General features: G+C 60.3%; 29 protein-coding genes. 19 read left to right on the top strand and 10 right to left on the bottom strand.

Annotated elements, in window-relative coordinates:
- Nucleotides 1-117 precede the first annotated feature (117 nt).
- Nucleotides 118-1416 carry a LapD/MoxY N-terminal periplasmic domain-containing protein gene (locus AB5Y83_RS08515; RefSeq protein ID WP_368175009.1) on the top strand — a complete coding sequence of 433 codons (1299 nt, stop codon included), beginning with the start codon at nt 118-120 and terminating at the stop codon, nt 1414-1416.
- On the top strand, nt 1413-2354 hold the full coding sequence (locus tag AB5Y83_RS08520) for a TAXI family TRAP transporter solute-binding subunit (RefSeq protein WP_368175010.1): 942 nt from the start codon (nt 1413-1415) through the stop codon (nt 2352-2354). Before AB5Y83_RS08515 ends, AB5Y83_RS08520 begins: the two co-directional genes overlap by 4 nt.
- On the opposite strand, the gene AB5Y83_RS08525 is transcribed toward AB5Y83_RS08520, so the two are convergent.
- Nucleotides 2349-3023 (bottom strand): transglutaminase-like cysteine peptidase, encoded by a 675-nt coding sequence (locus AB5Y83_RS08525; RefSeq protein ID WP_042052461.1) that lies wholly within the window; start codon nt 3021-3023, stop codon nt 2349-2351. The genes AB5Y83_RS08520 and AB5Y83_RS08525 overlap by 6 nt on opposite strands.
- A gap of 67 nt (nt 3024-3090) precedes the next feature.
- Nucleotides 3091-4023: a zinc ABC transporter substrate-binding protein ZnuA gene (gene znuA, locus AB5Y83_RS08530; protein ID WP_368175011.1), complete on the bottom strand. Its 933-nt coding sequence runs from the start codon at nt 4021-4023 to the stop codon at nt 3091-3093.
- A 93-nt stretch (nt 4024-4116) separates the two neighbouring features.
- Between znuA and znuC the strand changes: the two genes are divergently transcribed.
- Complete coding sequence (gene znuC, locus AB5Y83_RS08535) at nt 4117-4893, top strand: zinc ABC transporter ATP-binding protein ZnuC (protein WP_005363049.1); 777 nt, start codon at nt 4117-4119, stop codon at nt 4891-4893.
- Between the two features lie 21 nt (nt 4894-4914).
- A complete protein-coding gene (gene znuB / locus AB5Y83_RS08540) occupies nt 4915-5694 on the top strand; it encodes a zinc ABC transporter permease subunit ZnuB (protein ID WP_033115078.1) in 780 nt (259 codons plus the stop codon).
- 7 nt (nt 5695-5701) lie between these two features.
- Here znuB and AB5Y83_RS08545 read toward each other — a convergent pair whose 3' ends face one another.
- Entirely contained in the window at nt 5702-6592 is an 891-nt protein-coding gene (locus AB5Y83_RS08545) for a LysR substrate-binding domain-containing protein (protein ID WP_033115079.1), read from the bottom strand.
- Between the two features lie 91 nt (nt 6593-6683).
- Here AB5Y83_RS08545 and AB5Y83_RS08550 point away from each other — a divergent pair, with 91 nt between their 5' ends.
- Complete coding sequence (locus AB5Y83_RS08550; RefSeq protein ID WP_104016616.1) at nt 6684-7541, top strand: DMT family transporter; 858 nt, start codon at nt 6684-6686, stop codon at nt 7539-7541.
- Between the two features lie 4 nt (nt 7542-7545).
- Here the strand turns inward: AB5Y83_RS08550 and AB5Y83_RS08555 are convergent, their stop codons facing one another.
- On the bottom strand, nt 7546-8133 hold the full coding sequence (locus AB5Y83_RS08555) for a uracil-DNA glycosylase family protein (RefSeq protein WP_267518671.1): 588 nt from the start codon (nt 8131-8133) through the stop codon (nt 7546-7548).
- 99 nt (nt 8134-8232) lie between these two features.
- On the opposite strand from AB5Y83_RS08555, the gene rarD reads away from it, so the two are divergent.
- The gene (rarD, locus tag AB5Y83_RS08560) at nt 8233-9123 is read left to right on the top strand and encodes an EamA family transporter RarD (protein ID WP_368175012.1); all 891 of its coding nucleotides are present in this window, start codon (nt 8233-8235) and stop codon (nt 9121-9123) included.
- Here rarD and AB5Y83_RS08565 read toward each other — a convergent pair.
- Nucleotides 9105-9839, bottom strand: a complete 735-nt coding sequence (locus AB5Y83_RS08565; RefSeq protein WP_108541231.1) for an ABC transporter substrate-binding protein — start codon at nt 9837-9839, stop codon at nt 9105-9107. The two genes, rarD and AB5Y83_RS08565, sit on opposite strands and share 19 nt — an antisense overlap.
- A gap of 44 nt (nt 9840-9883) precedes the next feature.
- Between AB5Y83_RS08565 and AB5Y83_RS08570 the strand changes: the two genes are divergently transcribed.
- The gene (locus AB5Y83_RS08570) at nt 9884-10228 is read left to right on the top strand and encodes a GIY-YIG nuclease family protein (protein WP_368175013.1); all 345 of its coding nucleotides are present in this window, start codon (nt 9884-9886) and stop codon (nt 10226-10228) included.
- 90 nt (nt 10229-10318) lie between these two features.
- On the opposite strand, the gene pspG is transcribed toward AB5Y83_RS08570, so the two are convergent.
- From pspG to AB5Y83_RS08590, 4 genes are all read right to left on the bottom strand, one after another.
- Entirely contained in the window at nt 10319-10537 is a 219-nt protein-coding gene (gene pspG / locus AB5Y83_RS08575; protein ID WP_005335871.1) for an envelope stress response protein PspG, read from the bottom strand.
- 48 nt (nt 10538-10585) lie between these two features.
- Nucleotides 10586-10792, bottom strand: a complete 207-nt coding sequence (locus AB5Y83_RS08580; RefSeq protein WP_005354878.1) for a PspC domain-containing protein — start codon at nt 10790-10792, stop codon at nt 10586-10588.
- A gap of 2 nt (nt 10793-10794) precedes the next feature.
- A complete protein-coding gene (gene pspA, locus AB5Y83_RS08585; protein ID WP_019446683.1) occupies nt 10795-11457 on the bottom strand; it encodes a phage shock protein PspA in 663 nt (220 codons plus the stop codon).
- Between the two features lie 210 nt (nt 11458-11667).
- Nucleotides 11668-12396: a 1-acylglycerol-3-phosphate O-acyltransferase gene (locus AB5Y83_RS08590; RefSeq protein WP_019446682.1), complete on the bottom strand. Its 729-nt coding sequence runs from the start codon at nt 12394-12396 to the stop codon at nt 11668-11670.
- Nucleotides 12397-12581: 185 nt separating this feature from the next.
- Between AB5Y83_RS08590 and AB5Y83_RS08595 the strand changes: the two genes are divergently transcribed.
- The 4 genes from AB5Y83_RS08595 to AB5Y83_RS08610 are packed head-to-tail and all read left to right on the top strand — an operon-like array spanning nt 12582 to nt 16327.
- Nucleotides 12582-12959 carry a hypothetical protein gene (locus tag AB5Y83_RS08595; protein ID WP_005335876.1) on the top strand — a complete coding sequence of 126 codons (378 nt, stop codon included), beginning with the start codon at nt 12582-12584 and terminating at the stop codon, nt 12957-12959.
- 53 nt (nt 12960-13012) lie between these two features.
- On the top strand, nt 13013-15055 hold the full coding sequence (locus AB5Y83_RS08600) for a protein-disulfide reductase DsbD family protein (protein ID WP_368175014.1): 2043 nt from the start codon (nt 13013-13015) through the stop codon (nt 15053-15055).
- Between the two features lie 9 nt (nt 15056-15064).
- A complete protein-coding gene (locus AB5Y83_RS08605) occupies nt 15065-15808 on the top strand; it encodes a DsbA family protein (protein ID WP_005354886.1) in 744 nt (247 codons plus the stop codon).
- A 3-nt stretch (nt 15809-15811) separates the two neighbouring features.
- Complete coding sequence (locus AB5Y83_RS08610; RefSeq protein WP_100652719.1) at nt 15812-16327, top strand: protein disulfide oxidoreductase; 516 nt, start codon at nt 15812-15814, stop codon at nt 16325-16327.
- A gap of 76 nt (nt 16328-16403) precedes the next feature.
- Here the strand turns inward: AB5Y83_RS08610 and AB5Y83_RS08615 are convergent, their stop codons facing one another.
- A complete protein-coding gene (locus AB5Y83_RS08615; protein ID WP_368175015.1) occupies nt 16404-17228 on the bottom strand; it encodes a LysR family transcriptional regulator in 825 nt (274 codons plus the stop codon).
- 130 nt (nt 17229-17358) lie between these two features.
- On the opposite strand from AB5Y83_RS08615, the gene AB5Y83_RS08620 reads away from it, so the two are divergent.
- From AB5Y83_RS08620 to AB5Y83_RS08655, 8 genes are all read left to right on the top strand, one after another.
- On the top strand, nt 17359-18237 hold the full coding sequence (locus AB5Y83_RS08620; protein WP_368175016.1) for an NAD(P)-dependent oxidoreductase: 879 nt from the start codon (nt 17359-17361) through the stop codon (nt 18235-18237).
- Nucleotides 18234-18986: an SDR family NAD(P)-dependent oxidoreductase gene (locus tag AB5Y83_RS08625; protein WP_368175017.1), complete on the top strand. Its 753-nt coding sequence runs from the start codon at nt 18234-18236 to the stop codon at nt 18984-18986. Before AB5Y83_RS08620 ends, AB5Y83_RS08625 begins: the two co-directional genes overlap by 4 nt.
- A 280-nt stretch (nt 18987-19266) precedes the next feature.
- Nucleotides 19267-19551: a DnaJ domain-containing protein gene (locus AB5Y83_RS08630; RefSeq protein ID WP_005343121.1), complete on the top strand. Its 285-nt coding sequence runs from the start codon at nt 19267-19269 to the stop codon at nt 19549-19551.
- Between the two features lie 23 nt (nt 19552-19574).
- Nucleotides 19575-20117, top strand: a complete 543-nt coding sequence (locus AB5Y83_RS08635) for a hypothetical protein (protein WP_368175018.1) — start codon at nt 19575-19577, stop codon at nt 20115-20117.
- Between the two features lie 12 nt (nt 20118-20129).
- The gene (locus AB5Y83_RS08640; RefSeq protein ID WP_005335887.1) at nt 20130-20897 is read left to right on the top strand and encodes a hypothetical protein; all 768 of its coding nucleotides are present in this window, start codon (nt 20130-20132) and stop codon (nt 20895-20897) included.
- An 11-nt stretch (nt 20898-20908) separates the two neighbouring features.
- Complete coding sequence (locus tag AB5Y83_RS08645) at nt 20909-21811, top strand: hypothetical protein (protein WP_368175019.1); 903 nt, start codon at nt 20909-20911, stop codon at nt 21809-21811.
- 199 nt (nt 21812-22010) lie between these two features.
- Nucleotides 22011-22394 (top strand): hypothetical protein, encoded by a 384-nt coding sequence (locus AB5Y83_RS08650; RefSeq protein ID WP_368175020.1) that lies wholly within the window; start codon nt 22011-22013, stop codon nt 22392-22394.
- A gap of 634 nt (nt 22395-23028) precedes the next feature.
- On the top strand, nt 23029-24516 hold the full coding sequence (locus tag AB5Y83_RS08655) for a peptide MFS transporter (RefSeq protein WP_368175021.1): 1488 nt from the start codon (nt 23029-23031) through the stop codon (nt 24514-24516).
- Nucleotides 24517-24524: the final 8 nt, after the last annotated feature.

Below are 24524 nucleotides of genomic sequence, written 5' to 3' on the forward strand. Positions count from 1 at the left end.
CGGATGGGCAGAAATGATCGTCTTTTTTAACCATTTTTTCCTATTTTTAAGAACCGGGTCGGATTCGCTACTGAATAGAAACCCAAAATGTTGCGATAACTTTTCCATGGAGTGGATATGTCGTTAGCAAAACTGTTAATCAGAATAATTGTCGTCCTGTTCCTGATCGGTGCAGCGCTGCTGTTTGCACTGGAAGTCACGACGGTCCGCCAATCCATCCTCGACCAGATGTCAGCCAACCTGGAAACCGCCATCACCGCTCTCGGGCTGGTGCTGCAAGGAACCCTGCTTAATGACGACAATGTGCTGGCCGAGACCATCGTCAATGCCATGTTCGATGGCGGCTTCGTCAGCTCGGTCACCCTGATCGATCCTGATGGCCAGTTGCTGTTTCAGAAGGTCTTCCACTCTACCCAGCAAAATGTCCCCGGCTGGCTTCCCTCGGTTATCGGCATGCCCCCCGTCAAGATTGAGCAAGAGTTGACCGATGGCTGGCGCATGCTGGGCACTCTGACCCTTGAGGGGCATAGCGGCTACGCCTATCAGCATCTGTGGAATGCCATCAGTCGCACCGGTCTGGCGCTGCTGGCGGGCCTCGTCGTATTTACCCTGATCATCTCTCTGGTCTGCAAACGCATGCTGCAGCCCCTGGAACAGATCAACCTGCAGCTGATCCGTATCCGCAAACACCAGTTCAACAGCACCCTGCCCACTCCCTGGTTGCAAGACCTCAAAGAAGTGGCACTTTCCATCAACCAATTGGTTTCCGAACGCAAACGGGATCTGCTGCAACAACGACTCAAGATCACCCAGCTGGGAAAACAGCTGCCACTGACGACTCCACAGCCGCTGCAAGGAGTGAGCCCACTGCCGGAAGGCGGGCAACTGCAAAAATTTGTCTCCACACAAGGGGAGATCGCGCTCTATCAGCGCTTCTTGCCCAGCCAGCCCCTCGGTGCCGACAGCGATCTCGCAACCATCCAGAGCGCCCTGCAACAGTGGCAGCACTCTCATATAGAAGGGGTCTTGCTGCCCCTCTCCCTGCTCAATCACCCGCAATGGTCAGAAATCGCTCCTCTGCTAAGCCAGGGTCGAGGAAAAACACTGGATTGGCGCTGGGATGTAGCCACATTCCCCGCCCACGGCCAGTCCACATTGGCTGCGTTGCAGGAACAGGGGTGTGAGCTCGCCTTCAGCGCCATTCCTCTCAATGCGGACACCTTCAATCAACTTGACCCGCTCAATCCCATTTTTATCAGCTGTCAGCTGACCGATGCGCCGCTCTACTGGAATCTGCTCTCCCAAACCATGCATGCTGCTGGCTATACCCTACTGGCAGAATCGGGAGAGTGTCGCGACATCGACAAACTGCGGACCTGGGGTATCGATGGTTATGCCAAGGAGGCGCAATCATGAAGAAGCTTTCCATACTGGTGCCCCTGCTGTGGCAGCCCTGCCTGATGGCTGAAACCGTCACTATCGCCACCGGGGGTGAGCAGGGGATTTATCACCAGATAACCAATGAGTTTTGCCGTCTGGCCCATGAGGTCGATGAGCAACTTGCGTGCACATTGCAGAGCTCATCGGGTTCAATAGAAAACCTGAAGCGGCTGAAGAGTGGCGAGACCTCCTACGCCATGGTGCAGTCAGACTGGTTGTATCAGGCAAGCCAGGGCTTGGGCCCTTTTGCCACGCAGCCGCAACCTGAGCTGCGCGCCCTGTTTGCCACCCATGCCGAGCCCTTCACCATAGTGATCCGTGCCGATGGCGATATCACTTCACTGGAACAGCTCAAGCTCGCCCCCATCGACATGGGGTTGAAGAGCTCGGGGACCCGCCAGACGGCGCTGACCCTGTTCAACATCTTGGGAGCGAAAGAGCAGGATCTCGATCTGAAGAGCATGGCCAACCTGCCGGATGCGCTCTGCAGCAAGCAGATCGACGCATTTGCACTGGTGATGGGACACCCTAACCGGATTGTGCTCGACACCGCCAAACGTTGCGCAGTCAGTTTCCTCCCCATCGATGGGGCCACCCGTGATCAGCTACTCAAGGGGGTCAAATATTACCAACGTAGTCAGGTGCCCGCTCGTATCTACCCCGGCAATCTGAAGGCAACTCCCACCTTTGCCATTGCCGCCACCCTGGTTACCAATGCCACCATGCAGGAAGAGTCTGTCTATCGCCTGACCAAGGCCATGCTGACCCAGCAAACCAAGTTCAATGAGCAAACTTATGGCTACGCCAATATGTTTCACCGGGCACGCAATAAAACCGGCCCGGTGCTGAGTATTGAGCAGCATCCGGGCGCAGCGAAATATTTCGATGAGTTGAAGGCGGCGGGCAAGCTATAACTGACGACGAGGAGAGCGCAGTTGCTCGCTGGAGAAACGGGTCTTCATCGATGTCCACTGCGCCAACCGATCGGCACTCCCCGCCAGCGTCCCTTCCCGCCGTGACTTCATGATCCAGATGCTTTTGGCATCGAAACTGTAAACGGGAATGAGGTCGGTACGCTTGCTGCCTGGCAGGATCCGGCTGTTGATGTTGTCGAGCACCAGTGGATCAGCCTTGGGCGTCGGGAAGTAGAGCGTCACCATGTGGAATTGGTTGTAACGCACCGCCTTGACGTAGGCCAGCCGCAGCTTCTTCTCATCCACCCCCAGCTCCATCAGGGTGTAGTACTTGGAGATGCTGTAATCCTCGCAATCCCCACCCCGGGCACCGATGAACTCCAGCGGATTGGCCCAGTAATCCTCATCCCCCCACAGCTTGGGATCCTCGCTGTAGGTGAGATTGTTGAAGTAGTTGTTCACCAGCTCGATCTTCTGCTGGTCGGTTGTACCCGCTCTGGGGGTGAGCAAGCGAGAAAATGCCTCGGCCCGCTGGATGGCCCTGCCACCATACACTTCCTGCAGCTTGGCCCGCAGGTCCGGACTGGCAATATATTCGGAAAGGCGCGAAGCCTGCACACTGGCGCAACATAGCGCCAGTGTGCAGGCCGGGATCAACAACCATTTCATACCGGACACTCCATGTCAGATGCTGGAGGTCAGTATAGTCCGTCCGGATGAGAGACTCAGCCGCTAATCAGCGACATTGGGCAAATGCGTCTGCCAGTTGCTGCATGAATTGGGGATAACCATCCGGGCCGAGCGGTACCTGTTCACCCACCTCATCAAGCAAAAGCACCTTGGCGCCGGTATTGCGTGCCACCGATTCGATCACAGCCGGTGAGAATTGCGGCTCGGCATAAATGCAGCTCGCCTGCTTCTCTTCCAGTGCCTTTCGGATATCCACCAGGGTCTTGGCGCCCGGGCGACGCTCAGGGCTCACGGTAAAGTGACCCTTTGAACTCATGCCGTAGTGGCGCTCCCAGTAGCCATACGCCTCGTGGAAGACAAAGTACCCCTTCTCATTCACCGCCTTCATCTGGCCAGCAATCACCTTGTCTTTGGCATCCACCTTGGTATCAAATGCCGCGAGGTTGGCGTCATAACGAGCCTGATTGGCCGGATCCAGCTTGCCCAATTCACTTGCGATCGCCTTGGCAATCACTTTGGCCTGCGTCGGGCCAAGCCAGATATGGGGATCGACCCCTTCATGATGATGTCCCTCATGCCCTTCATCATGGTCACCGTGCTCGTGGACGGCATGATCGTGATCATCATGGTCATGGGAGTCATGACTATCCTGAGTCGCGTAGTTGAACAGCGGCATCCCATCAACCTGAGTCAGGGTCAGAGCATGAGGATGATTGGCCAGCGGCTTGGCCATGAAGCCTTCCAGCTCGGGGCCGACCCACACCACCAGATCGGCACTGTTGATGCTGCGAATATCGGACGGACGCAGGGAGAAATCGTGGGGAGAGGCACCGGTCGGCAGCAATACCTTGGGCTCGCTCACCCCGTCAGTGATCGCCGCGGCAATGAAGCCAAGGGGCTTGATGGTGGTCAGTACCTCAATGGCACGAACAGGCAAACTCACCGCCAGCAGGGCAGTGAAAAGCGCAATAATTCTCATTGGTGAATCTCGTCAGGGGGTGAGTATGTGATAATATAACAGCTGCTTTTTGTTATATTATAACTCTCACTGGCTGTAAACCCCGGAGTTGTCATGAGCCAACTGGTAGAGCTGAAAGAGGTCTCTCTCTCGTTTGATGGACGCTCTGTGCTCGACAAGGTCTCCTTTACCCTCAATAAAGGCAAAATCACCACGCTAGTCGGCCCCAACGGGGCGGGCAAGAGCACCCTGAGCAAGCTGGTACTGGGTCTGCTCACACCGGATTCGGGCAAGATCACCCGCAGCCGCGACCTGAGAGTCGGCTATGTGCCCCAGCGCCTCTATCTGGATCCCACCCTGCCGCTGACAGTACGCCGCTTCCTGCAACTGGGCAAAAATAGCCGCCTCTCCATCGAGGAGGCACTGACCCGGGTGGGCGCAGAGGGATTGCTGGAAAACCGGATGCAGAAGCTCTCGGGTGGTGAGATGCAGCGCGTGCTGCTGGCTCGCGCCCTGCTGGTCAAGCCCGAGCTGCTGGTGCTGGACGAACCGGTGCAAGGGGTTGATATCACCGGCCAGATCGAGCTCTACGCCCTCATCGGTCAGCTCGCCGCCGAGTTCAATTGTGCCGTGCTGATGGTATCCCACGACCTGCATCTGGTGATGGCCAGCACCCACGAGGTGATCTGCCTCAATCGCCACGTCTGCTGTCATGGCGAGCCGGAAAGCGTGGCGCGCCACCCCGAATTTGCCCGCCTGTTCGGGCGACCGGAGCAGGAGGTGCTGGCGGTCTATACCCACCATCACCACTGCGACGGCGAACACCATCATCATGAACCGCAGGCCCCCGTCATCCGCCTGCCCTCTCGCAACAACGCTCACAGCAAATAGCGCAAGCAACAGGACATTCAAGTGGACAGCTTTCTGTTATACGCCCTCGCGGCCGGTCTCGGCATCGCCCTGCTGGCTGGCCCCCTCGGCAGCTTCGTGGTATGGCGAAAAATGGCCTATTTTGGCGACACCCTCTCCCATGCCTGTCTGTTCGGCATCGCGCTGGGCATCCTGCTGCAGGTCGATCTCACCCTGGCGGTGGTGGTCTGCTGCCTCGCCATGGCGATGCTGCTGGTGATCATGAGTCGCAACCAGCAGGTGGCGACCGATACCCTGCTCGGCATTCTGGCCCACAGCGCCCTGTCCCTCGGTCTGGTTACCTTGAGTTTTATGGATAACGTGCGGGTGGATCTGATGGCCTACCTGTTTGGCGACCTGCTCTCGGTACAACCGATGGATCTGCTCTGGATCTACGGCGGTGGTGCGCTGGTGCTGCTCACCCTGTGGCGGTTGTGGGATCCCCTGCTCTCCATGACCATCTCGGAAGAGCTGGCACGGGTAGAGGGGATCCGGGTCGATGTGCTGCGCTGCGTATTGATGCTGCTGATCGGGCTGGTGATCGCCGTGGCGATGAAGTTTGTCGGGGCGCTGATCATCACCTCCCTGCTGATCATTCCCGCCGCCACCGCCCGCCGTTTCAGCCAGACGCCGGAACAGATGGCCGGCTTTGCCGCGCTGATCGGCTGCCTCGCCGTACTCGGCGGGCTGACCCTCTCCTGGTATCAGGACACCCCGGCGGGCCCGTCAGTGGTGGTCTGTGCCACCAGCCTGTTTGTCCTAAGCCAGTTCAAGAAGGCTTGATACCACGCTAGAGCGGCATGCTCTGGCGTGTCTCCATCATCAGCCACTGGCGTAACCGGCTGATGGCGGGCTCATGGGCCCGTGAGCGTTTGCAGGTAAAGTAGAAGGCATCCCCCGTCTCCAGCTGGTGTACCGGCAAGGCCACCAGCTGGGGATCATCGGGCCGCAGCATGTAGTCATTCACGAACGCCACCCCCTGATCCCAGGCCGCCGCCTCCATCGCCAGCAACACATGGCTGAAGTGGTGCATCCGCGCCTCGTCCGGGATCACCAGACCACCCGCCTTGGCCCAGCGCTGCCAATCCTCCCCCCGCGCCTTGTAGATGGATTGCACCGAGAGCAGCGGCAGTTGCCAGATAGCGTCCGGCCACTCCCCCTCTACCTGCTGCAACAAACGGCGGCTGCAGACCGGAAAGAGTCGCTCCTGATAGATAAGGTCGTGGCAGTAGCCCCGCCCGTGGGGTGAGACAGTGATAAAACAGTCGGCCACCCGATCGGAGAGCTCGGGATCTTCCGCCACCATCTCCAGACTCAAATCCAGCTCGGGATAGAGCTGGCGCAATCCGGCCAACCGCGGGATCAACCACTTCACCGCAAACGAGCTGTAGACCGCGAGGCGCAACCGCATCTCGCCGCCCCCGCGCAGCTGCTCGCTGCTCTGGGCAATCTGGCCGAGCCCGGCAGCAATCCCCTCGAAATAGCTCTCGCCCTGTGTCGTCAACGAGAGCAGCCGCCCCTGACGCAGCAGCAACCGCTCCCCCAGAAAATCCTCCAGCAGGCGGATCTGGTGGCTGACCGCACTCTGGCTGACGTTCAGTTCAAGGGCGGCGCGGGAGAAGCTGAGTAGCCGGGCCACCACCTCGAAATATTGCACCGCACGCAGGGGAGGAAGTTTCATTATCTAAATATCTCATGGGTGGTCATTTTTTATCATTTTACTGGATATCAACCGGCACGCTACCCTCCCCTCATCTGAAGTGGGAGGTGGTATGAATGCAGTGGGGATCGGCATCCTTTATCTGGTGCTGGGCAATATGGTGGCGGTCTTTTCCGATGCGCTGGTCAAGGTACTGGAGCCGGATCAGCCCATCTTCCAGTTTGTCTTTTTCCGCCAGGTTTCTGCAGCCCTTCTGCTGATGCCCTGGCTGCTCTGGTCATGGCGCCGCAACCCGCCGGTGGCCATCAAGTGGCACCTGTTGCGGGCCCATATCTGGGCGGTCGGTGTCTGCCTGATGGTGGTGGCCCTCACCCGCTTGCCGCTCGCTACTGCCAATGCCCTCTTCTATGCCGCGCCCCTGATGATGGTGCCGCTGGCAGTGTGGATGGCAGGAGAGGCGATCTCGCGCCAGAAGGTGCTGACCGCAGTCATCGGGTTTATCGGTGTGCTGATCGTGCTGCGCCCGACCGAAGTGAACTGGGCCGCACTGGCGGCGCTCGGGGTAGCGCTGTCGATGGCGCTCAACAATCTGCTGATCAAGCGCATCCCGCTCAAGCAGCCCATCGCCCAGACCCTGTTTTTCACCAACGTGCTGAGCATGCCCTTTATCCTGGCGCTGGCCTGGTGGGAAGGGGGCGACTGGCAGTGGCAGATGTGGTGGCCCGCCTTCGGCTCCTCGGCGCTGATCATGGTCTATGCGGGATTGTGCGTGGTGGCCTATCGCAAGGCGGAAGCGAGCAAGATCGCCTCGGCGGAATATACCGGTCTGCTGATGGCCGTCGCCATCGGGGTATGGCTGTTTGACGAGCAGCCGGGTCTGCCGCTGCTGCTGGGCTGTATCTGCATCGTCCTGCCGCTCATCGCCATGGCCCGCAGCAAACCAAAACCGCTGGCCGAACCGGCGCTTTAAGCGCTCAGGGTCGTTCCAGCAAAGGGGCGACCCTTTGCTGCAGATGGGGGACAATCTCCTGTTCGAACCAGGGATTCTTTTTGAGCCAGAGGGTATTGCGTGGGGAGGGATGCGGCAACGGCAGCCAGCCGGGGCCATAGTCGGCCCAGCTGCGCACCGTTTCGGTGAGCGATCCCTTGGCCGCCCCCCGCAGGTAATGGGCTTGTGCATACTGGCCGATCAGCAGGGTCAGTTCGATATTGGGCAACAGCATCAATACCTTGTCGTGCCAGGTGGGCGCACATTCGGGGCGCGGCGGCAGATCGCCGGATTTTCCCCTGCCGGGATAGCAGAGCCCCATCGGCATGATGGCGATGCGGGATTGGTCGTAAAAGGTGGCCTTATCGACACCAAGCCACTGGCGCAGCCGGTCACCGGAGGGGTCATCCCACGGGATACCGCTGGCATGCACCCGGGTGCCGGGCGCCTGACCGATGATCAGCAGGCGGGCACTCTCGGCCCCGCGGATCACTGGACGAGGCCCCAGCGGCAGATGAGCCTCGCACAGACGGCAGGCCCTGATTTGCTCAAACAACTTATCGATTCGCTGCATGACGTTGATAGTACCAGCATTTCCCTGTTTTCCCTCTTGTGGAAACAGGGCGCGCCCCCTACTATCGCCATGGATGTTTAATTTAATAAACGGACAATAATGAAAAACTGGCTAGGTACCGGCACCGCGACCCTCTCCTTCATCCTGTGGGGGATGCTACCGCTCTATTATCAATTCATGCCCGAGGTCAACATGTGGGAGCTGATCTCCCATCGGGTTCTCTGGTCTGTGATGCTGCTGGGTGCCCTGTTTTTGCTGCTTGGCCACAAGGTGCCCTGGGCACAACTGCGCAGCGAGCCGCGCCAGCTCGGCCTCATTCTGCTGGCGGGCCCCGTGATGTCCATCAGCTGGTGCATGTTCACCTGGTGCCTCACTACCGGGCAGGTGCTGACAACCAGCCTCGCCTTCTTTATGACCCCGCTGTTCAATATCGTATTCGCCGTCATCTTCCTCAAAGAGCGGCTCACCCCGCAAAAGCATCTGGCAGTCGCTCTGGCACTGGCGGGTCTCGCCTACATGCTCTTCTGCTACGGCCAGCTCCCCTGGTTCTCCCTCATCATGGGGGCCAACTTCGCCTGCTATGGCCTTATCAAGAAGAAGATCCACTACGACACCGGCACCAGCCTCTATCTGGAAGCCATGGTGCAACTGCCCGTCGCGCTGATCATCATCGGCACGCTGGCATGGCACGGGGAAGGGGCATTCGTGAACGGAGATCTGGCTGACAAGCTGCTGCTGATGGGCAGTGCGCCCGCTACTCTGCTGCCGGTGGGGCTGTTCTGCTATGCGGTGGCGAGAACCCGGATGAGCACGGTGGGGCTGCTGCAATATATCGAGCCCAGCCTCGCCTTCCTGCTCGCCATCTACTGGTTTGGTGAGGCGCCGGACCCCATCAAGGCGGTCGGTTTCGCCTTCGTCTGGGCTGGTCTGCTAGTGAGCCTGTTGCCGCTACACCGGCTCAAGCGCCGCCCTCAGGGAGTACCGCGATAGGACTCCAGCACCTTGTGCCAGCGGGGATCCCTGTCCATCTGCTCGGCGATGTCGTTGAGGGTGGCATGCAGCTCGGGGCGAGACTTGGGCAGCAGAATATGGCGGGTATAGCTGGATTGGGGGAAGGGTGAGATAAACAGCTTGCCCTGATAGTGCTGTGAGTCGATGAAAAAGCCCAGCGATGAACCACTCACCAGCGTCACATCGATGCGACCGCGCACCAGCAGCTCAAGATTGGTCTTCACCTTCTTGGCATCCTGACGTACCAGCTCCCCGCGGCCAGCTGCATCATCGATCCCCTGATAGCGGTAGCCCTCCACCCCACCAAACACCAGCCCCTTGAGGGAGTCAGGCCCGCGATAGGTGACCGGGTTGTCAATGTTCGAGACCAGCTCGTTGGTGTCGCGCATCACCGGAAAGGTCCAGAGATAGCGTTCGCGATGGGGGTCCCCCACCCAGGCGGGATTGACCCAGACCACCAGACCGTCAAAGTCGGGATCCGCCATCTCCAGCGCCAGTCGGGCGCGATTGACCAGCCAAAGCTCGATTCTGGGTTCACCCCCCAGCTTTTCATTGAGATACTTGACCAGCTCGCGGCTCAGCCCTGCATCCACTCCGGTGTTGAAGGGCGGATGCTGATGGTAATCGTAGAGACGGATCGTCTCCCCCAGAGCCGGGACCGACAACAGTAACCACAACCAAAACCAGACTCTCATCGCACCTCCTTGAGCTGCCTCTGAGTTTGGCACAGAGAATTTGAATGAGAGAACCCGCGACCACCACACCGGCACAGCAACCATCCGCCCCTTCCCGCTGGTCTGTCTATATGGTGCGTACTGCCACCGGCCTGCTCTATACCGGGATCAGCACGGATCCGCTGCGCCGTCTGGGCCAGCACCAGAGTGGCAAGGGCGCTCGCGCCCTGCGCGGCAAGGGGCCGCTGACGCTGGCGTGGCAACAGGAAGTCGGCGAGAAGGGGGCGGCCCTGCGCATCGAATATCGCCTCAAGCAGCAGCCGAAATCCTTCAAGGAGCAGCTGATCCACAGCCCGGCACTCTGGCAGAGCTGGAGCGCGCAGTGGTTAACCGAAACGACTCGGCCTTAAGGGATGCAGGCAAAAAAAGGCCACTCGATGAGTGGCCGGAAAGGGGAAATCAGGGAGCATCACACAACGTCTTGCAAAACCTCAGGCGGGTTAGAGGTAGGTATTGGAACGCTTGCTGCGGTTACTGATCAGCCAGCAAACCGCCAGCACCAGCAGCAACCAGGGGGCCAGCTTGATGATCAGAGCAAGCATGCCGCCCAGTGCCCCAAGCAGCACGAACAGGCCGCTCACCAGCAACATGGCTACCAGGGTAAAACCGGTCAGTGCCATGACCAGCAGCACCACCAGCAATATGAAAAATTCCAGCATAACTTGCTCCTTATCAGTACCTTGTCTGCCGGCTGATCAACCCTTCGGTCAATCCAGCCAGCGCTTCAATTCATAACGGGGCGGCATCACCAGCACCGCCAGCAGATAGGCGGCCAGTGCCAGCGGCGGCATCAGGATCAGGGCGAGCAGTGCCACCACCCGCACCGTGACTCTGGAGACCCCCAACCGCCTGGCAATACCGGCGCAGACCCCGCTCAGCTTGCGATGCACCAGATCCTTGGGCCAGGGGCTCATGATTACACCTCCGCCTTCTGGCCTTTGAGGCGAGCCAGCTCGCGCTCGATCTCGTCATTGAGCTCCAGCTCGCGGAACTGGGCCTCCAGCGAGGGATTCTGCCCCAGGGTGGCCGCCTCCAGCTGGGCTTCCAGCTGATCGACCCGGCCCTGAAAACCGTCAAAACGCGCCATCAGCTCATGCATGCGCTGGTTGTCCACCTGGGCGCGGGCACGAATGCGGCTGTGGGCTGTCTGCTCGCGCAGGGTCAGCAGTTTCTGCTTCTCGCGGGCCTCGGTCAGCTTGGCCGCCAGTCGCTCGCTGTCGGCGGTAAGTTGGGCCAGCACCTCGGCCACCCGGGCCTTGTCCTGCTCCAGCTGTTCACATTTTTTGACCTCCGCCAGCTTCTCGGTGAGGGCTGCACGGGCCAGATCCTCACGCCCCTTCTGGATGGCGAGCTCGGCCTTGGCCGACCACTCCAGGATCTGCGCCTGCAACGCCTGCTGGTGACGCTCCAGCTGTTTCTGTTCGGCAATCACGCGGGCGGCCTGGGTACGCATTTCGACCTGCACCTGCTCCATCTCTTCGATCATCAGGCGCAGCATCTTCTCCGGCTCTTCACTCTTGTCGAGCAGGCTGTGCAGGTTGGCATTAATCACGTCGGTCAGGCGGCTGAATACGCTCATGGTCTGGCTCCTTGTTGATGGGATGGCTATCTCTTCCCATAGCATTACAAGAGCCGTGCCAAGAAAAATTATTGTTGTTTTACATATAGATGGGAATTTACTGAGGAAATTCAAGAAGGGCTTGTTGGTGAGAATAGCCAACCAGGTGGTGATTTTTACCAACAAAAAAGGGAGCCTCTGGCTCCCTTGTCGATTCGTCTGCGCTATCCGTCAGGCGGCGTGGCTGTGGCCCAGCTTGCTGTCCAGTTCGGCCAGCTTGGCCTCCATCCGGGCGCGGCAGGTGTCGGAGAGATCGCGAATGCCGCTGGCACCGTGTTCCTTGCTGCAGACCGGGGCCATCACTTCCACCAGCACTTCGCCGTTATCCCAGCGATTGAGGTCGACCTGACCGAAGTAGCTGGAGCAGACGATGGGCACCACGGGCACTTCAGCCTGTACCGCAGTGTGGAAAGCGCCCGCCTTGAATGGCAGCAGGCCACGTCCCTGGGAGCGGGTCCCTTCCGGGAACATCCAGATGGAGGTGCCACGGTTCTTGATGCGATCCACCACCTGACCTATGGTGCCGATGGCACGGGAGCGGTTGGAGCGGTCGATCAGCACGTTGCCGGAGAGCCAGAAGATAAGGCCGAACAGCGGCAGCCAGAGCAGGCTCTTCTTACCCACCGCCACCACACCGGGCTGCACCGCACCGGTCACGGTGAAGATGTCGAAGTTGCTCTGGTGGTTACAGACGTAGACCGCCGGGCCGACCGATTTGACCTCGTCGGCCACCGTCACCTTGACTCGCAGCCCGATCAGCGGGCAGACCGCGTGATACATGCGGGCGAAAACATAGACGTTGTTGGGATGGCGCGGACGAACCAGACAGAGCAGCAGGCCGAACAGGAACCAGAAAATGAGCAGCAGACCAAGCAGCAGCACACGGGCAATTTTGAGCATCGAACACCTCGAGTTTTAACTCGGCGCAGTATACTGATCCCCCTTTTAGCGAACAAGCGTTCGCCAAACAGAACCGACCACCCTCCCCGTCGCGCCACCCACAGTCCTGCTCATCAATACGTCGCCGACTTGCCCCACCCGCCATTGGTCGTTAGGATGGCCCCATCTTGATGGACGGGGCGAACATGATTTTGCAACAACGGGTAGCGAAACATCTCCTGCTGCTGGTCTGCCTGCTGGTGCTCAATTGTGCTGCCCAGCCGCTGGCCCGGCTTGCCCTGCTCGATCACGCCCTCAGCTGTCAGGCACTGCCCGTTCCAGGCTCGGCAACGGATCAAGAGGATGCCAAACCGGCCAGCCCGCAGCCCACCAGCTGCCAGCTCAACGGCAAGTGGCTAAGCGCCGCCACCCTGCTCTGCGTCGAACAGCTCTTCTTTGCAGTGGCGGTGCTGATCGCCCTGCTGGCCCCCCTTTGGCGCTACACACCGCCACTGCCCCCTCCCAGAGTCATCTCGCCGCCCGAGCGGCGTCTGCACCTCACCCTGTGCGTCTGGCGGGAATGAGTTCGGCAGCGTTCTTTCGTTAGCTGTCACTCAATTTTTGCGAGACCAAAAAGATGTCGAATCTCTTCAAGGCGGCCCTGCTACTGGGCGGTCTGCTGTGGCAATCCACGGGATTGGCCAGCGACACGGGCTGGCTCACCAGCCCACAGAATGATCACGCCCGGGTGCGGCTGCAGGCCGACCGCAGCACGGCAGATCAGACCCGCATCCTGCTCGATGTCGAGCTGGAGTCGGGCTGGAAGACCTACTGGCACAGTCCGGGAGAAGGGGGGATTGCCCCCCAGATCCTGTGGGATGAGCCGGTCGGTGCCTTTCAGTGGCGCTGGCCGGTGCCACGCCACTTCGAGGTAGCCGGGCTCAGCACCCAGGGTTATCAGGGTGATACGACCTTCCCTCTGAGCCTCAACTACCCCACCTGGCAACCGCTCAAGGGAACTCTTCGCCTCTCCACCTGCAGCAATGTCTGCATCCTGACCGACTTTCCCTTCACCCTCTCGGTGGATGGGCAGGCCCCGGCCGGTTTCGACTTTGTCTGGGCCAAGGCCATCAGCAACCTGCCCCAGCAATTGCCTGCCGAAACCCGGGTCGAGCTCGGTTATCAGCACAACCAGCTGCAACTGCGCGCCGAGCGGGCAGAAGGCTGGCAATCACCAGCGCTCTTTATCGACGCTCTGGAGGGTGCCGAATTTGGCAAACCGGCGCTTGAGGTCGAAGGCAACACCCTGATCGCCCGGGTGCCGGTGAGCGATGGCTGGCAGGGAGATGCGCCGGATCTGCGTGGCCAATCCCTCGGTCTGCTGCTTACCAGTGGCGAACAGGCGTGGCAGACCAAAGGCTCGATTGGCGAAGCGCTCGTATTGCCAGCGCCGGGCCAGCCCCTCCTCTGGTTGCTGGGGGCGGCGCTGCTCGGCGGCCTCATCCTCAATCTGATGCCCTGCGTGCTGCCGGTGCTGGCGCTCAAGCTGGGAACTGTGTTGCAACATCAGGAGCGTGAACAGGGAGCGGTGCGCAAGCAGTTCCTCGCCGCCAGCGCCGGGATCATCGCCTCCTTCTGGGTGCTGGCCGCCATGAGCAGCCTGCTGCGCGCCACGCAAGGGGCCGTCGGCTGGGGCATCCAGTTCCAGAGCGCCGGTTTTATCGGCTTGATGGTGCTGGTCACCCTGCTGTTTTGCGCCAACCTGTTGGGGCTGTTCGAGATCCGCCTGCCCAGCGCCCTCAGCACCCGCCTCGCCACCAGCGGCGGCAACGGCCTCGGCGGTCACTTCCTGCAGGGGAGCTTCGCCACTCTGCTGGCGACCCCCTGCTCGGCACCGTTCCTCGGCACCGCGGTGGCCTTTGCGCTGGCGGCGCCACTCGGCCAGCTCTGGCTGATCTTCACCGCGCTCGGAATTGGCATGAGCCTGCCCTGGCTGCTGGTGGCGGCCCTGCCACGGCTCGCCCTCTGGCTGCCGAAACCGGGGCGCTGGATGAACCATCTGCGCATCCTGCTCGGCTTGATGATGCTGGGCTCCAGCCTCTGGCTCACCAGCCTGCTCGACAACCATCTCGGCAGTTATGCCACCGGCTGGCTGATGGTTGCCATGCTGCTGGCACTGCTGATTGGCATCATCTGGCGTTACGGCATCCGCGGCTTCACGCTGGCGATAGCCCTTACCGCCCTGATTGGCAGCCCCTTGCTGCTGAGTGGCGCCTTTAGCGCGCAGGGGTCGGGCAACGTCGACCGGGTGGTCTGGCAACCGCTCTCGGAACGAGCCATCACAGATGCGCTGGCCCAGAACAAGCGGGTCTTCGTCGATGTCACCGCCGATTGGTGCGTCACCTGCAAGGCCAACAAATACAACGTATTGCTGCGCGATGAGGTGCAACAGGCCCTCTCTGCCCCCGATGTGGTGGCCCTGCGCGGCGACTGGAGCAAACCGAACGACACCATCGCCGCCTTCCTGCGTAAGCGGGGCGCGGCGGCCGTCCCCTTCAACCAGATTTACGGCCCGGAGTTGCCGCAGGGGGTCACGCTGTCACCCCTGCTCGACAAGGACGATCTGCTGACCACATTGCACAAGGCTGGCCTGCTTCAGGCTGGCACCACCCGATTTTAAGGAGCAACCATGAAACCGACTCTTAGCGCCCTGACCCTGCTGGCCTCCCTTTCCGCAACCCTGCTGGCTCCGGCCCTGCACGCTGCCCCCTTCACCCCGGAGCAGGAGGCGCGCATCAAGGAGCTGATCCGCGAGACACTGATCGCCAACCCCAAGATCCTCGATGAGGCCGCCGAATCCTGGGAGAAGCAGAACGCGGCAGCCCAGGAGGCGCAGCTTGGCAACTTCATCAAGGGCAACAAGGATGTGCTGTTCAACAGCGCCACCAGCCCGCGCCTCGGCGCCAAGAACCCCAAGCTGACGCTGGTGCTGTTCACCGACTACAACTGCCCCTACTGCAAGCAGTTCGATCCCCAGCTGACCAAACTGCTCAAGGCCTATCCGGACGATCTGGGGCTGGTGATCAAGCTGCTGCCATTCAAGGGGCAGACCTCCGCCAAGGCGGCCCAATACAGCCTGACCCTGTGGCAACAGGATCCCGCCCGCTTCCTCACCCTGCACGACAAGCTGATGAGCAAGCAGGGGATGCTGACCGAGGCGGACATCAACAAGGCACTGGCGGCCACCGGCAACACCGCGCTCAAACCGGCCGCCAAGGCGACCGAAGAGCTGCGCAACAGCCTGCGCATCGGCACCATCCTCGGGGTACAGGGCACACCGGCGACCCTGATTGGCAACCAGCTGGTACCGGGCGCCATCCCCTATGAGGAGCTGGAGCAGCTGGTGAAGGCCGAACTGGCCAAGCAGGGGTAAAGAATGACCACCAATCCTCAACCCCGCTGGCGCCGCTGGGGCAAGGAGGCGCTCTGGCTGCTGCTGATGGCGCTGATCATCTCGACCCTGCTGGATCTGTGGCGCAGCCCAACCCTGCCGGAGGGGGCGATGAGCGCCCCCGTCACCCTGCAGGATGGCAGCAGCACGGATCTCGCTACCTTAAGTCAAGGCAAGCCGCTGCTGGTCTACTACTGGGCCAGCTGGTGCGGTGTGTGCCGTTTCACCACCCCGGCCGTGCAGCAGCTCTGGCAAGAGGGGGAAAACGTGCTGACGGTGGCGCTGCGCTCCGGCAATTCCGAGCAGTTAGGCAAGGGGATGAGCAAGAAGGGGCTCACCTTCCCGACCCACAACGACGAGTCGGGAGCGCTGGCTGCCAAGTGGCAGGTGGGGGTTACCCCGACGTTCCTCGTTATCAAGGATGGGACGCTTGTGAGCAGCACCACCGGCTGGAGCTCAAAGTGGGGCTTGCAGCTGCGGCTCTGGTGGGCGTCGCTCTAGCCACGCAACAACATTGCCTTCAACAGGGCCATCCCACCGGATGGCCCTTTTTTATGCAGACATTTTTATGCCGACATCAGGCGGGGAGCTGCATCCCGCGCACCTGCTCCAGTAGAGCGGCCACTGCTGCCGAGCGCAACGCATCGGGGGCGTAGCAGAGCCCCACCCGCCGCTTGAAGGAAGAGGCCGCCAGCTCGGCGACTGTACAGCCGGGCGGACAGAGGGAACGAGGCAACCAGGCAATCCCCGCCCCGGCGGCCACCATGGTTGCTGCCAGTCGCAGCGACCCCGCCCGCCGTGGATAAAGCGGCGCCTGATTGCCGAGAATGGCGATCAGCCGCAGGTGGGAGTCGTGGCGCGGGCAGGTGACCCAGGGCTCGTCCGCCAACGCTGCCGGGGTGAGCGCCCCCTTGCCCGCCAGCGGGTGATCCGGCGGCAGCACCAGCACGAACTCCTCCTCCAGCAGGGGGATAAAGAGCTCGTCACCACAGCGCAGGGATTCGCACCCCAGCCGCACATCGCCACAACAGCCCTCCTCCAGGGTCAGCAGGATCTCCTCGTGGGCGATCGCCCCTTGCACCAGCGCCCCCACCACGCCATCACCCAGATCCGCCTCAATCCCCACCGTCAGCTCGAGACAGGGGGTGGTTTCACGAAACTCGCGGGCGAGGGAGTCGGTGTCAGTAATCAGCCGCTTGGCGCGGGGATAGAGCCGGTGCGCCGCTTCGGTCCCCTCCACCCCGCGCGCCTGCCGCATAAACAGGGTCACCCCCAGCTCATCCTCCAGCATCTTGATGGTGGTGGATAGGGTAGGCTGGGTGATGAAGAGGCGGGTGGCCGCCGCCGTGATGTTGCGTTCCTCGAAGACAGCCACAAACGCACGCAGGGTTCGCACATCCATAGAATTCACCTATACCAGACAGTCATAAAAGCCATTTTTCACGGCGACACTGGGCAAATATAGTGGCTTACCTGCCACAAGGCATCTCAATTCCCTATATCGTCGTCTATCAACACAGCCAGGAGCCATCATGCGCCATCTCTCTGTCATCGGCCTCGGGGCCATGGGCTCCGCCCTCGCCACCACATTGCTCAAGGCGGGCCATCCGGTCACCGTCTGGAATCGCAGCGCCGCCAAGGCGGCCCCGCTGCAGGCGCTGGGTGCAACACTCGCCCCCTCGGTTGGCGCAGCCATCGCTGCAAGTGATATCACCCTTGTCTGCGTCGATAACTACGCCGTCAGCCTGCAGTTGCTGGACGAGGCGCGCGACGCCGTGGCGGGCAAGCTGCTGGTGCAGCTCTCCACCGGCAGTCCGCAGGGGGCCAGAGCGCTGGAGAACTGGAGCCACGCCCGCGGCGCCCGTTATCTCGATGGCGCCATCCTCTGCTTCCCGGATCAGATCGGCACCAGCGATGCCAGCATCATCTGCTCGGGAGCCAGCGCTGCCTTTAGCGAGGCCGAGCTGGTGCTGCGCCTGCTCGCCCCTACCCTCGACCATGTGGCCGAGGCGGTGGGCGCCGCCGCGGCGCAAGATTGTGCCGTTGCCGCCTACTTTGCCGGTGGTCTGCTTGGTGCCCTGCACGGCGCCCTAATCTGCGAGGCGGAAGGGTTGCTGGTAGCCAAGGTGTGCGCTCAGTTCAGCGAGCTTTCACCGATTTTGGGTGGTGATGTGGCCCATCTGGGCAAGACGCTGGCGAGCGGCGATTTCGATCACCCCTACGCCAGCCTGAAAACCTGGAGCGCCGCCATCAGCCGCCTCGCCGGCCATGCCAGCGATGCCAGGATCGACAGCCGTTTCCCGCGCTTTGCCGCCGATCTGTTTGAGGAAGGAGTGGCGCAAGGATTTGGTCAGCAGGAGGTCTCGGCTCTCATCAAGGTGCTGCGGGCGCGCAATGGAGCGGCACAATGAACGAGTTGACCAACCACACCCCAATTGCACTGGTCACCGGCGCCGCTGGCGGGATTGGCCGCCAGCTCTGCATCGGGCTGGCCGAGGCGGGTTATCGGGTGATCGCCACCGATCTGGCTCCTCACGCTTTCGACCATCCCGAGATCCACTTTCACCCGCTCGATTTGCGGGACGAGCAGGCTATCGTGGGGCTCTTTGCCGAGGTGCGCACACAGCATGGCGGCATCCACCTGCTGATCAACAATGGCGCCATCAGCAAGTTCCACACCCGCTTCGAGGAGCTGAGCGCAGCCCAGTTCGATCAGGTGATGACGGTCAATGTGCGCGGTGCCATGCTCTGCGCCCGCGCCTTTGTGCAGGCCAACCGCGGGTTGCCCTATGGCCGCATCATCAATATTGCCTCCACCCGCTGGCAGCAGAACGAGCCGGGTTGGGATGCCTATGGCGCCTCCAAGGGGGCACTGGTCGCCCTCACCCAGTCCCTCACCAACTCGCTGGCCGACCATCCCATCACGGTCAATGCCATCAGTCCGGGCTGGATCCAGGCGGAGGATTACCACACCCTGACCGAGGCGGATCACCGCCAGCATCCGAGCGGCCGGGTCGGTCGCCCCGACGACATCACCCGCGCCTGCCTCTTTCTGGCCGATCCTCGCAACGACTTTATCAACGGCGCCAATCTGGTGGTCGATGGCGGGATGAGCAAGAAGATGATCTACCACACCTCCGCCTCCTTCTGGGAGGAGTAACCCCTGTGGCGGCAGTCTTACCCCGGCCTGCCGCCCACCCCTTTCCTGCCCGTTTTTTCATCGCTTTTGCCCCGCCGCCCTTGCACTGGCCAGATCGACTGGCAACAATAGGCTCTCAACTGACCCCTCTTCATTTCGCCCGTTAATTGATCGCCCAACTCATCGCGTTGGCGGGCTGTTTCCGTTAAAATGACGGGTTTTTGCCGTGCCTGGTTTGCCAATCCCCACCATCAGGCACTCGCAGCGTGAATCCTATGATGCCAGTGATGCAGGATCTGCCATGAACAACTACTTTCGGGTGCTGGGCGTCAAGTCCAACGCCAGCGAAAACGACATCAAGAAAGCCTATCGTCGGCTGTCGAACCAGTACCACCCCGACAAGCTGCACGGGGCCAGTGAAGAAGAGAAAGAGCAGGCAGCCATCAAGCTGCACCAGGTAAAGCAGGCCTATGAAGTGCTGTCCGATCCGAAACAGCGGGCCGCCTTTATCAAGGATTTCAACAACGTCATCGTGACCGACCCCGCCTCCGCCATGCAGGAGATGTGGGATCAGTTCTACCCCTGAAACAGCAGGCAAAAAGAGCAACTATGCAAAAGAGATGGGACCAGGCGCGGCTCAAGTCGCTGCAAAGCGATGCCAGCGAAAACATCGAATCCTACCGGGATCAGGACGACCCCAAGGGGCTGGAACAGTTCACCGACCAGATGAAGAGCCTGCTGCTGGCCGATATGAGCATGCTGGAGTTTATGCCCGAGTATCTGCCGCTGGCCCTCTATGGCCGGGTGCAGTTCCCGGCCAAGGCCAAGTCGCAGTGGAACAAGTGGCTCGCCAGCGGCGAGCAGCCAAGCTGGGACGAGTTCAAGGTGAGCGTCGGCTTCAACAACGCCGCCCTGCCGCTGGTCAAGGCGGTGCGGGCCCAGAGCGAAGATCAGCTGATGGAAGCCTGCGCCGTGCTGTTCCTGCTCGATAACCCGCTGCCGCGCGGCAGCCACCGCGGCGATGACGACTATGATCTGCGCGACGAAGAAGATGAAGACGGGGAAGATGCCGACGCCGACTACCACGGCGGCAGTGACCGCTATGGTGATGACGACGGCGATCAGGATATGTACGACGAAGTCCGTTTCTAATTGGGGCAAGGCATGAGCAACAGTCTGATAGAAATTACCGCCATCGAGATCAAAGAGCTGGCCGTTATCGAGCCGAAGCAGGCCAGCGAGAAGTTCGAGCTGATCGCCAAGACCATGTCTGACGACCAGCTGGCAGAAGTGATTGAAAACATTGATATCGTTACCCTGACCCAGATTAACGGCCAGCACGATATCTCCTTCCCCTCCATCATCTCCGAGCTGATGACCCCGGAGCGGATCCGCGACATCGTCTGCCAGCAGCCCCTCTACTGGGAAGAGGCGATCAAGAACAACGCCGACGAGCTGCAACAACACACCTTCGACTTCCTCAACTACCTGATCCGCACCCAGGATAGCGAAGCCAAGCAGCGCGAGATCCTCGAGTGCGTGGCCGAAGATCCGGCCGGTCTCTTCTACCTCGCCATCCCCTTTATCGAGTTCTATCGTGGCGATCGTTATGAAGAGGACGAAGGCTATCGCGACGTGCTGCACGCCGAAGAGGAAGATCTCGAAGAGTCCCTGCGCTACAGCGAGCGCCAGCAGAGCGAGGATGTCCACGACTATGCGCTGGATGACCCGCGCAGCCTCTTGATGCTCATTCGCGAGCTGGCCCCCGAGGTGGAGAAAGCCATCAAGGCGCTGCTACGCAACGAGCACTCCACTTGGGACGGCATCATCAACAAGTTTGCCGCCGAACTGGTGATGCAGGCCAAAGAGAAGAACAAGGTCGAGGAAGACGAGTACGGCGACGTCGACGACATGTTCAGCTTTCTGGATTAAGGAGCCCATTCATGCAGTTAGTCATTCGCGATGCCAACCAGGGCCCCTTTCTGACCCAGGTGCTGCGCTTTGGCCGCGACAACGAACTCTTGAGTCAGCAGCAGCTGGCCGCCATCAAGGGCAAGGCGGTGCTGATGAGCCTCAAATTCGCCGACAAGTACTACAACAAGTACAAGATGCACCTGCTGGAGCAGGCCGCCCACGACGTCATCGGCGTGGTGAGCCTCGGCCTGCAGGAGCTCTCGGCGCGGGATCCGGCCAAGGCGCTGGCGCTGCTGCAGGCGCCGGAAGGCCCCATCAAGCCGTTCCAGAAGGGCTGGTCGATGCTCATCACCGTCAGCCCCAAGCAGGCTGGCAACAGCCTCTACGGTGACGTGGATGCGCGGCTCTTGGACAAGATCTCGAGCCCGCCAGATGTGGAGGAGTGGCAAGGGTGGCAGGAGTACGAGAAGGCGCTGACCGAGCACAACAAGAGCCGCCTGATGGAACTCATCGACCAGCACTTCTTCGCCTGCGAGAGCGACCACCCCACCATGGAGGACAAGCTGGCCGAAGCGCTGCTCTACCGCATCCTCTGTGGCAAGGGCTGTGGCGCCGCCCCGCTCAAGGTGAAGCAGGATCTCAAGCGCAAGCTGGCGCGGGAGATTGAGCTCGACGAGGGCTGGTACGACACCGACTACCTCGCCGCCCAACTCGCCCTGATGCTGAGCGCTCTGCCTGCCGACATGGCCGCCGCCCTGCGTCAGGAGCTGAGCCCGGGCTTTGTGCCGAACCTGCTGCACACCCTCGGCTTTGTGCGCCAGTACCAGCTGCTGCAAAAAGAGAACGCCTCGCCGGAGAAGCTCGACAACATCGAGATGCGTGCCGGTCTCAAGCACCCGCTGCTCGGCTGGCCGCTCTACCACGACTTCTAAGGCCGCTTTCACCGCCCATCAGTCGCACCAACGCCCGGCCTACCGGGCGTTGTTCTATCTACGTCATCAGCCCCCCACGATTGACGTAATAAATCGGGATGCAACCAGTTCAGATGGCTTCATTCAAACCTTGTTCGCAGCTATACTGCGCCCCTGATTCAGGGCTGAATAAACCGGTCATAATACAGGTCAGATTTTTATGCTGCTGCCACTTTTAATGCTTATCAGCGCCAATACTCCGCTACTGTCAGATACCCGGCTTTATAGGGAAGTTGCAGATAATTGTAAAAATGTAGATTTGAAAAATTGGCAACATCCGACCAGAAAGGTATTACTGGAACGAGGCGTTATATTAAAAAAAGTGGAGTTATGTAACGATGGTAAATATCCAATCTATCATGTTCGACTCCCGTATGACCCGGCTGGGCAGACTCAAGATTATTTCAACCCACTCTATGTGGCCATGTACGGAGCCAACGGAAAATGGCCATATGCCATGGTCGATGAGGAAGGAACCATTGTGTATATGACCTATCGGAAAGGTTCTATTATCACACCGGACTACGAGCTTTTCTCACCATAATCAGATTTTATCTCTGAGGGAAATACTCAAGGAATGCAAAATAAACATATTTTCATAAAGGATAGCATCACGATTCCCAGCCTCAAAATGCTCTTATTGATATATTATCCGACTATCTTAAGTCACCTATCTGTCGAAACTAATCTGTATCACGTTATTACAACAAGAATATATATTAGCCCCTGCGATGAAACGCTCAAAAATCCCCCACACCATCTGGCTCTGAGCAAGTCCTCATTTTCAATATTTATTCACTCAAACAGTGAAACTGAATAAATAAGCTGCCACTCAACATGCCGGCGGCGATGGCGAAAGAGCAGCCAAAAGCGGGATGGCGATCTCACTATCAAATCAGTTCAGCCTAAAAAAGGCTCCATTCAACCCCGGCAACTCTGATACCTACCCGGCCAGCGCCAGCTTTTCAGCAGTCAAAACCGCATAAAAAGGCGGAATAGATCAATAAAAAGCAATTAATCGCGCCGGATTAAATTTCAGGTATGGCTATTTGCACCGCTTGGCCGCTAAATGACAGACCGGCCTTCAGACCAGCATGGAAGCGCACAAGGCTAGCCGGCAGCAGACCGGTACGCTCTCAGGACGAGTTATGACTTTCTTCTCTCACAGGAGACAGACCGTGAGCGCTTCGAATCAACACCCCACCATTCCCCCTGGCTCCGGGGCGCTGTTCTTTATCCAGACCTTCTCGACCCTGGGGTTTGCCGTGCTCTACTCCACCCTGGTGCTCTACGCCACCAAGCGGCTCGGCTTCAGTGAATCCCAGGCCAACACCATGATGGGGGTCTTCGGAGCCTTCAACTATGGCCTGCACCTGTTTGGCGGTTATCTCGGCGGGCGCTACCTCAGCAACCGCAACCTGTTCGTGATGGGGATGGTGCTGCAGGTGATCGGCTGCTACTTCATCGCCGAGATGGGGATCACCGGCCTCTACTGGGGGCTCGCCATGTTCCTTACCGGCAGCGGCCTCAACGTCACCTGCCTCAACATGATGCTGACCCAGCGCTTCGCCCCGGATGATCACCGCCGCGAGAGCGCCTTCCTGTGGAACTACGCCGGGATGAATCTGGGCTTCTTTATCGGCTTCACGGTGGCGGGCTACTTCCAGCTCACCGAGGATTACCGCACCCTGTTCCTGTTTGCGACGCTGGGCAACATCATCGCCATCATCGCCACCTTCGCCTGCTGGCCAATTCTGGCGGATATCAGCACCCCGCTGCGCCATGTCAAAGGGAGCGGCTTCTACCGCCGCATGCTGGCCGGGATCGCCATTCTGGCCATGCTGGTGCCGGCGCTGCGCCTGCTGCTGACCCACGCCAGCTTCAGCGGCAGCTTCGTGCTGATCCTGGGGGCCGTGGTGCTGGTGCTGCTCTGCGTGATGACCGCCCGCCACCCGGACGCCGCCGAGCGCAGCCGCATGGTGGCCTACCTGATCCTCGCCCTTGGCTCCCTCATTTTCTGGTCGCTCTACCAGCTGGCGCCCATGGGGCTGATGCTCTTCTCCGAGCACAACATCAACCTCAACGTGTTCGGGCTGCGGGTCGCCCCCCAGTGGATCCAAAACATCAACACCCTCGTCATCGTCATCGGTGGCCCGCTGATGGCGCTGCTGTTCCAGCGGCTGCGCGAACAGGGGTGGAATATCGACATCCCCTCCCAGTTTGCAGCCTCCCTGTTCTGCATGGGATTGGGGATGCTGGTGCTGCCGATCGGTATCCATCTGGCGGGGGCCGACGGGCTGGTCGCCTTCAAGTGGATCGCCATCAGCTATGTGCTGCAGAGCTTTGGCGAGCTGCTGATCTCCCCCATCGGCTACGCCATGATTGGCAAGCTGGCCCCCGCCAGCCTGCAAGGCTTGATGATGGGCTGCTGGATGATGGTGACCGGCGTTGCCTCTGTGCTGGCAGGCTATGTCTCCGGCGCCATGCCGCAGAATATCGGCAGCTCTCCGGTGGCCACCAACCCGGGCTACAGCTCGGTATTCAATATGCTGGGCTGGGGCTCGCTGGCGGGCGGCGTGGTGTTGCTGCTGCTGGTGCCCCGCCTGCGCCTGCTGATCGCCTCGAAAATTGCTCCGCCACTGGCGGCGACAGCCATTCCTGTCTAATCGGGTTC

It is taken from the genome of Aeromonas sp. R5-4 (assembly GCF_040908215.1).
Taxonomy (GTDB): domain Bacteria; phylum Pseudomonadota; class Gammaproteobacteria; order Enterobacterales; family Aeromonadaceae; genus Aeromonas; species Aeromonas veronii.

Excerpts from the sequence above, each read along its gene's own strand:
- AB5Y83_RS08515 (WP_368175009.1), top strand. The coding sequence starts at position 118 with ATGTCGTTAGCAAAACTGTTAATCAGAATAATTGTCGTCCTGTTCCTG.
- AB5Y83_RS08520 (WP_368175010.1), top strand. The coding sequence starts at position 1,413 with ATGAAGAAGCTTTCCATACTGGTGCCCCTGCTGTGGCAGCCCTGCCTG.
- AB5Y83_RS08525 (WP_042052461.1), bottom strand. The coding sequence starts at position 3,023 with ATGAAATGGTTGTTGATCCCGGCCTGCACACTGGCGCTATGTTGCGCC.
- znuA (WP_368175011.1), bottom strand. The coding sequence starts at position 4,023 with ATGAGAATTATTGCGCTTTTCACTGCCCTGCTGGCGGTGAGTTTGCCT.
- znuC (WP_005363049.1), top strand. The coding sequence starts at position 4,117 with ATGAGCCAACTGGTAGAGCTGAAAGAGGTCTCTCTCTCGTTTGATGGA.
- AB5Y83_RS08545 (WP_033115079.1), bottom strand. The coding sequence starts at position 6,592 with ATGAAACTTCCTCCCCTGCGTGCGGTGCAATATTTCGAGGTGGTGGCC.
- AB5Y83_RS08550 (WP_104016616.1), top strand. The coding sequence starts at position 6,684 with ATGAATGCAGTGGGGATCGGCATCCTTTATCTGGTGCTGGGCAATATG.
- AB5Y83_RS08555 (WP_267518671.1), bottom strand. The coding sequence starts at position 8,133 with ATGCAGCGAATCGATAAGTTGTTTGAGCAAATCAGGGCCTGCCGTCTG.
- rarD (WP_368175012.1), top strand. The coding sequence starts at position 8,233 with ATGAAAAACTGGCTAGGTACCGGCACCGCGACCCTCTCCTTCATCCTG.
- AB5Y83_RS08565 (WP_108541231.1), bottom strand. The coding sequence starts at position 9,839 with ATGAGAGTCTGGTTTTGGTTGTGGTTACTGTTGTCGGTCCCGGCTCTG.
- AB5Y83_RS08570 (WP_368175013.1), top strand. The coding sequence starts at position 9,884 with ATGAGAGAACCCGCGACCACCACACCGGCACAGCAACCATCCGCCCCT.
- pspG (WP_005335871.1), bottom strand. The coding sequence starts at position 10,537 with ATGCTGGAATTTTTCATATTGCTGGTGGTGCTGCTGGTCATGGCACTG.
- AB5Y83_RS08580 (WP_005354878.1), bottom strand. The coding sequence starts at position 10,792 with ATGAGCCCCTGGCCCAAGGATCTGGTGCATCGCAAGCTGAGCGGGGTC.
- pspA (WP_019446683.1), bottom strand. The coding sequence starts at position 11,457 with ATGAGCGTATTCAGCCGCCTGACCGACGTGATTAATGCCAACCTGCAC.
- AB5Y83_RS08590 (WP_019446682.1), bottom strand. The coding sequence starts at position 12,396 with ATGCTCAAAATTGCCCGTGTGCTGCTGCTTGGTCTGCTGCTCATTTTC.
- AB5Y83_RS08595 (WP_005335876.1), top strand. The coding sequence starts at position 12,582 with ATGATTTTGCAACAACGGGTAGCGAAACATCTCCTGCTGCTGGTCTGC.
- AB5Y83_RS08600 (WP_368175014.1), top strand. The coding sequence starts at position 13,013 with ATGTCGAATCTCTTCAAGGCGGCCCTGCTACTGGGCGGTCTGCTGTGG.
- AB5Y83_RS08605 (WP_005354886.1), top strand. The coding sequence starts at position 15,065 with ATGAAACCGACTCTTAGCGCCCTGACCCTGCTGGCCTCCCTTTCCGCA.
- AB5Y83_RS08610 (WP_100652719.1), top strand. The coding sequence starts at position 15,812 with ATGACCACCAATCCTCAACCCCGCTGGCGCCGCTGGGGCAAGGAGGCG.
- AB5Y83_RS08615 (WP_368175015.1), bottom strand. The coding sequence starts at position 17,228 with ATGGATGTGCGAACCCTGCGTGCGTTTGTGGCTGTCTTCGAGGAACGC.
- AB5Y83_RS08620 (WP_368175016.1), top strand. The coding sequence starts at position 17,359 with ATGCGCCATCTCTCTGTCATCGGCCTCGGGGCCATGGGCTCCGCCCTC.
- AB5Y83_RS08625 (WP_368175017.1), top strand. The coding sequence starts at position 18,234 with ATGAACGAGTTGACCAACCACACCCCAATTGCACTGGTCACCGGCGCC.
- AB5Y83_RS08630 (WP_005343121.1), top strand. The coding sequence starts at position 19,267 with ATGAACAACTACTTTCGGGTGCTGGGCGTCAAGTCCAACGCCAGCGAA.
- AB5Y83_RS08635 (WP_368175018.1), top strand. The coding sequence starts at position 19,575 with ATGCAAAAGAGATGGGACCAGGCGCGGCTCAAGTCGCTGCAAAGCGAT.
- AB5Y83_RS08640 (WP_005335887.1), top strand. The coding sequence starts at position 20,130 with ATGAGCAACAGTCTGATAGAAATTACCGCCATCGAGATCAAAGAGCTG.
- AB5Y83_RS08645 (WP_368175019.1), top strand. The coding sequence starts at position 20,909 with ATGCAGTTAGTCATTCGCGATGCCAACCAGGGCCCCTTTCTGACCCAG.
- AB5Y83_RS08650 (WP_368175020.1), top strand. The coding sequence starts at position 22,011 with ATGCTGCTGCCACTTTTAATGCTTATCAGCGCCAATACTCCGCTACTG.